General features: G+C 40.2%; 4 protein-coding genes and 1 rRNA gene (1 of these 5 only partly in view). 2 read left to right on the forward strand and 3 right to left on the reverse strand.

What is annotated here, in order from left to right; translation table 11 throughout:
- Positions 1–36: 36 nt before the first annotated feature.
- Both VEIS1202513_RS02250 and sstT read right to left on the reverse strand, forming a co-directional pair.
- Positions 37–1,554 (reverse strand): dihydrolipoyl dehydrogenase family protein, encoded by a 1,518-nt coding sequence (locus VEIS1202513_RS02250; RefSeq protein WP_213467728.1) that lies wholly within the window; start codon positions 1,552–1,554, stop codon positions 37–39.
- A 284-nt stretch (positions 1,555–1,838) separates the two neighbouring features.
- The gene (gene sstT, locus VEIS1202513_RS02255; protein WP_213467729.1) at positions 1,839–3,059 is read right to left on the reverse strand and encodes a serine/threonine transporter SstT; all 1,221 of its coding nucleotides are present in this window, start codon (positions 3,057–3,059) and stop codon (positions 1,839–1,841) included.
- 343 nt (positions 3,060–3,402) lie between these two features.
- On the opposite strand from sstT, the gene VEIS1202513_RS02260 reads away from it, so the two are divergent.
- A complete protein-coding gene (locus tag VEIS1202513_RS02260) occupies positions 3,403–4,149 on the forward strand; it encodes a ubiquinone/menaquinone biosynthesis methyltransferase (protein WP_005388035.1) in 747 nt (248 codons plus the stop codon).
- Here VEIS1202513_RS02260 and VEIS1202513_RS02265 read toward each other — a convergent pair.
- Entirely contained in the window at positions 4,130–4,861 is a 732-nt protein-coding gene (locus VEIS1202513_RS02265) for an SIMPL domain-containing protein (protein WP_005388036.1), read from the reverse strand. The genes VEIS1202513_RS02260 and VEIS1202513_RS02265 overlap by 20 nt on opposite strands.
- 597 nt (positions 4,862–5,458) lie before the next feature.
- Between VEIS1202513_RS02265 and VEIS1202513_RS02270 the strand changes: the two genes are divergently transcribed.
- Positions 5,459–6,957, forward strand: a 16S ribosomal RNA gene (locus VEIS1202513_RS02270) (it continues 64 nt past the right edge of the window).

Below are 6,957 nucleotides of genomic sequence, written 5' to 3' on the forward strand. Positions count from 1 at the left end.
TTTTGTCGCTATTATGTCTTTATTACGTAGTTATTATTACCAACGATTTTCGTAGTATACTTGTGTCCACATGATGACCTCTACAAGAGATGGATGTGGGCTCATAGTTTCGCCTACAGTGATAACAGATTTAGAATCCATAGCGCGAGTAATACCTTTTTCACGTAACCGTTTAGTACGTTCAGAAGCGATTTCTTCATTAATAGCTGTCAATGGAGTTACACCACTATTCATGAGATTTACGTAAGGTTGGAATAAGATGGAGGCTTGAGGGCCTGTTACATGCATACCAAGGATATGATTTGTATCTTTATCTACTACGATTTTTACAAAGCCATCATTTACATCACCAGGATTAATACCCATTGCATAACCTTTAGCAGTAGAGGAGTAGTAGTTTTTACCAACACCTACATTATAGCCTGCTTTAATAGCTTCTGCTTCAGTAAGACCGACGCTACCGATTTCAGGGTAGGAGAAGGTAACCTTTGGCAATGTATCATAGCGTGCCCAACGGAAATCTTCTTCGTTTTTAGCAAAGTATAGGTTGTGGGCGATAATATCTGCTTCATAGTTTGCGCGATGACGGAATGCAGGCTCGCCGTTTACATCACCTAATGCATAGATACCATCTACAGATGTTTCAAGGAATTCATTTGTTTTGATCCAGCCTTTTGGTAATGTTTCAATACCTGTATTTTCGAGGTGTAATTCTTCAACTGCTGGACGAATACCGGCAGCTACGAGAATTTCTTCAACTTTAGTTTCTGTGATTTCACCTGTAGTACGATCTTTTGTGACTACTACCTTGAGCCCATCTTCTTGACGGATTTCAACAGTGTCTTGGTTCAATATAACATTGATGCCACGAGCACGATAGTTTTGGAGAAGATGTTCAGACATCTCTTCGTCATCCTTAGGTACAAGGCGTACATTATGCTGAATGATGGTAACTTCAGTACCAGCAGCATCAAAAACGTGACCGAATTCTACACCGATAGGGCCAGCACCGAGTACTGCAAGGGATTTATACGGTTGTTTAGGGAACTTATCGCCAAAGAGGCTTTCACTAGAAAGATAGCCTGCCTCTTGTAAACCTGGTACATTCGGAATATTACTATAACCGCCCGTGCCAAGAACAATAGTAGGGGCCGTAATTTCTACAGTACCAGAATCATCGTTAAGATGGATATTCATAACCTTATCGGATACAAAGCTAGCTGCGCCGCGATATACGTCTACGTTATCGAAAGCGTTGTAATAATCGTAGATGCCTGCGGATTCGTCAATCTTAAACCATGTACGTTTAGAAACAGTGTCCCAGTCCATTGTAGCATCGCTAACATTAATACCGATTTTTTTGAATTCTTCTACTTCTTGGATCGCATTAGCTGCTGTAACCATAACCTTTGTAGGAATACAACCGCGAGTTAAGCAGGTGCCACCAAATTTACCTTTTTCTATGATAGCTACTTTTTTACCTTTTTTTATAGCAGCGTCAGCTACGATGGTTGCACCACCTGTACCCACTACAATAATATCGTATTGTTTCATGTTGATTCCTTTCTATTGCTACCTATTAATAGTTATTATCATTAACTCTATTATAACACTACATTGAAGAAAATCAATATAGGTGATTGTAATTAATATAAACGTATATGATTAATATCAACACATATGATTAATATCGATACCTATGTTGATTTATAAAGTATGTTCTTTATATTATACAATGAATACATTTATAAGTCGTATAGTAATCTAGTAATTATGGACTCTTAAATAGAAAAAAACGGTCCCGAAGGACCGTCTTTAGTATGATTGTAACATTATATTTAATTCCAGTTTTCGTGATAGCCACGTTTTGCATAATCTGCAGTAGCAGTGAAGAGAATATCTGTACTGGAGTTAAGTGCTGTTTCAGTGGAGTCTTGTAAAACGCCAATGATGAAGCCTACACCTACAACTTGCATTGCGATGTCATTGGAGATACCAAATAGAGAACAAGCAAGAGGAATTAGAAGTAGGGAACCACCAGCAACGCCAGAAGCACCACAAGCACCGATAGTAGCAATAATAGATAAGAGGATTGCTGTAGGGATATCTACAACGATTCCAAGTGTATGGGCAGCAGCTAATGTCATGATTGTAATTGTGATCGCTGCACCACCCATGTTGATTGTTGCACCCAATGGAATAGATACGGAATACATATCAGGGTTAAGTTTTAAACGTTTTGCTAAATCGAGGTTAACAGGGATGTTTGCAGCAGAGCTACGAGTAAAGAACGCATAGATTGCAGATTCACGTAAACATTTGAAAACCAATGGATATGGATTACGGCGAAGATATACAAAAGATAGAAGTGGGTTTACTATTAATGCTACGAAAATCATAGAACCAAGTAGTAATACGAGTAATTGGAAATAACCAATTAAAGCTTCGATACCGTTAGTAGCAATAGAGTCAGCTACGAGACCCATGATACCAAGAGGAGCAAAGCGGATAATCCAACCTACTACAGTTGTAATAGCTTGAGCGATAGACTCCATTACTTCCTTAGTATTCATTGGTGCATGGCGTAAAGCGCCACCGATGATAAGTGCCCAGCCTAAAATACCGATATAGTTAGCACTCATCAAGGCTTTTACTGGATTATCAACAATATTTTTTAAAAGTGTTTTCATTACCTCTACGATACCTTGTGGTGGAGCTGCATCGGCTGCACTAGCTGCAAGGTGTAATGTAGTAGGGAACATAAAGCTTACGACTACAGCAAGTGCTGCAGAAAGGAATGTACCTAATAAATATAATGTGATTACAGAGCCCATCCCTGTTTTTTGGCCAGAACGGTGTTTACTGATGGCTGCAATTACAAGAAAGAATACGAGGATTGGTGCAATCCCTTTTAAAGCACCAACAAAGAGAACGCCTAATAAAGCTAATTCATTTGCCACATCTGGCACGTATAGAGCTGTCAAAATACCAATAATCAAACCTATGATAATTTGTTGGATTAGACTGACTCTATTGATTGTTTTTACAAATCGATTCATAGTACACTCCAATACTTAATAAAAACTAATAAAAGACCATGGAAAAGATATCTTTTCGTCATGGACATATGTCATTATACAACGAACATAGGATGGTGGCAATAGATAATATCATAGTCATTTATATATAGTTAAATTAGATCTACTGTGATTGATAACGATATTTATTTTGTAATATACTAATTTTAACAGTAGTGAATATATGGTTTTAACTAAATATGTGCTTATTACATAATTACTATATATAGTATATATAATAGGATTCTTTTGATAGGGGGCATAGTATGATATACTATGCGAGTAAAGAGTTTGAATATAGTTCTTGATTAGTGAAAGGACCATAATGAATACTAAAGAATTTAAAACGTATGCCGATAAAGAGCAATTTGTACAAGGTGTTTTTTCTAATATTGCAAAAAACTATGATTTAATGAATACAGTCTTAAGCTTTGGACAAGATTATTTTTGGCGCAAATTCTCTGTAAAAGCAATGAATATTGGTCCTCACCAACGTGTGCTTGATGTAGCATGTGGTACCTGTGTGTTTACAAAGGAAGCATTACGTCAAGAACCAACATTAAAAGTAGAGGCTTTGGACTTTAATAGTGAGATGCTTGATCAAGGTCGTGTACGCATTGAAGATGCTGGTTTAATAGATCAAGTTAATCTTGTTCAAGGTGATGCGATGGCATTACCATATGCAGATAATACATTTGATGCTGCTATGAGCGGATTTGCAATGCGTAATGTGCCAGATATTAAACAAGTGTTATCTGAAATGCAACGTGTTGTAAAGCCAGGTGGGAAAGTAGTTGTGTTAGAACTCGCAAAGCCAAGCATGTTTGGTTTTAAACAGTTATATAATTTCTACTTCTCCTATATATTACCCATTATAGGTAAGTTAAGTAAGGATAATTCCTCTTATGCATGGTTGCCAGAATCCTTACGCAGATATCCTCATCAAAGCGAGATTCTTGAAATCTGGAAATCTTTAGGATATGAAAATGCCACCTATCATGAATTGACAGGCGGCATTGTAGCGGTCCACGAAGGTGTGGTACCAGAAAATTCTATTGTAAATAATAAGTAATATTAGCGTCTTGAGAAACTACTAATGATCCTTTTTCAACAGGAGTAGCAGTTTCGAGAGACGCTTTTAACATTACGGCGTTACGATAGGAACCAGAGTCCATAGAGCTTGTTTGTGGTGTGCTAATAGAAACAGTTTTTACAGGGCCTAAAGTACGACCAAGGGCTGCAGCAATAACCTCAGCTTTATGACGACCGTCTTGAATTGCTTCAGTAGTTAAAGAATCAGACAGTTGTTGAGATACATCATTTTGGAATGAAAGGTTGTTGATATCGTTGGCGCCAGCGCTAACAGCAGCGTCAACAGCCTTTCCTACATTATCAAGATTGTTGATTTTTACAGTCACACGATTTGCTACACTATATCCAGTGTTAATTCGTTTGCCATCTTGATAATCACTTGTAGGGTTAATAGAAATGTTAGATGTGTAAATATCTTTTTTGTCGATACCTAAATGACCTAACTTGCTGATTAAATCACTCATGATGCGATCGTTATTGGATTTTGCAGCATTGATATTAGTGTTTTCACTAGTAATACCAAGTGTTAAAATCGCATAGTTAGGTGCTACAGAACGAGAGGCTTCGCCTGTAATTTGAATTTCAGAAGTATCAAATGTACCTTGTGGTGCAGCAAAGGCTGCAGTGGCCATAGTTGCACATACCGCAGCAATAGCAACTGTTTTGGATAATAAACGTTTGGATAATTTCATACTCAATCTCCTTACACATTATTATAATATTAATTATAACTACTATAATAAAAGACTAAATTGAAATATAGATCTAATTCAAAATTAAAATATATTAGTAATATAGTATATAACTATATAACTACATAAGTGAAAGAGTCTATATTACAGCTACATTATACAAAATAGATTGTATAAAATCAATCTTAAGTTTTTAGGTTGGAAAATGAATGTGCAATGAAAGTTGTGTGAAGTTGAGAATTGGGGGTTGCCATTATTTTTGGGTTATACTATAATATCCATACAGTCGTTCGAACGACTGTTTCTTAATGAGTGTAGAAATACACTTTGAAGTTCGAAAGAACTTCAAAAAAGATTATAAAATGTGTTGACATGAAAGTGCTCACATGTTATTATAATCAAGTCGTCAGATGGCGCTTCGCTGAAGCGTGAAACTGATAACAGATCTTTGAAAACTGAACAATGATAGGTAATCAATCAATACGATTGAACATATGCCAGAGTGCGGGTTTTGACAAAGTCAAAACCAACCATAATTCAAAGTTACTTAAATGTAACGACAACAAATAAAATGAGCTATTCAAATAGCTTCAAGATATCTTGGAGAGTTTGATCCTGGCTCAGGACGAACGCTGGCGGCGTGCTTAACACATGCAAGTCGAACGAAGAGCGATGGAAGCTTGCTTCTGTCAATCTTAGTGGCGAACGGGTGAGTAACGCGTAATCAACCTGCCCTTCAGAGGGGGACAACAGTTGGAAACGACTGCTAATACCGCATACGATCTGACCTCGGCATCGAGGATAGATGAAAGGTGGCCTCTATTTATAAGCTATCACTGAAGGAGGGGATTGCGTCTGATTAGCTAGTTGGAGGGGTAACGGCCCACCAAGGCGATGATCAGTAGCCGGTCTGAGAGGATGAACGGCCACATTGGGACTGAGACACGGCCCAGACTCCTACGGGAGGCAGCAGTGGGGAATCTTCCGCAATGGACGAAAGTCTGACGGAGCAACGCCGCGTGAGTGATGACGGCCTTCGGGTTGTAAAGCTCTGTTAATCGGGACGAAAGGCCTTCTTGCGAATAGTTAGAAGGATTGACGGTACCGGAATAGAAAGCCACGGCTAACTACGTGCCAGCAGCCGCGGTAATACGTAGGTGGCAAGCGTTGTCCGGAATTATTGGGCGTAAAGCGCGCGCAGGCGGATTGGTCAGTCTGTCTTAAAAGTTCGGGGCTTAACCCCGTGATGGGATGGAAACTGCCAATCTAGAGTATCGGAGAGGAAAGTGGAATTCCTAGTGTAGCGGTGAAATGCGTAGATATTAGGAAGAACACCAGTGGCGAAGGCGACTTTCTGGACGAAAACTGACGCTGAGGCGCGAAAGCCAGGGGAGCGAACGGGATTAGATACCCCGGTAGTCCTGGCCGTAAACGATGGGTACTAGGTGTAGGAGGTATCGACCCCTTCTGTGCCGGAGTTAACGCAATAAGTACCCCGCCTGGGGAGTACGACCGCAAGGTTGAAACTCAAAGGAATTGACGGGGGCCCGCACAAGCGGTGGAGTATGTGGTTTAATTCGACGCAACGCGAAGAACCTTACCAGGTCTTGACATTGATGGACAGAACTAGAGATAGTTCCTCTTCTTCGGAAGCCAGAAAACAGGTGGTGCACGGTTGTCGTCAGCTCGTGTCGTGAGATGTTGGGTTAAGTCCCGCAACGAGCGCAACCCCTATCTTATGTTGCCAGCACTTCGGGTGGGAACTCATGAGAGACTGCCGCAGACAATGCGGAGGAAGGCGGGGATGACGTCAAATCATCATGCCCCTTATGACCTGGGCTACACACGTACTACAATGGGAGTTAATAGACGGAAGCAATACCGCGAGGTGGAGCAAACCCGAGAAACACTCTCTCAGTTCGGATCGTAGGCTGCAACTCGCCTACGTGAAGTCGGAATCGCTAGTAATCGCAGGTCAGCATACTGCGGTGAATACGTTCCCGGGCCTTGTACACACCGCCCGTCACACCACGAAAGTCGGAAGTGCCCAAAGCCGGTGGGGTAACCTTCGGGAGCCAGCCGTCTAAGGTAAAGTC

Origin of the sequence: Veillonella orientalis, from assembly GCF_018406505.1 — a bacterium.
GTDB classification, from domain to species: Bacteria; Bacillota; Negativicutes; order Veillonellales; family Veillonellaceae; genus Veillonella; species Veillonella nakazawae.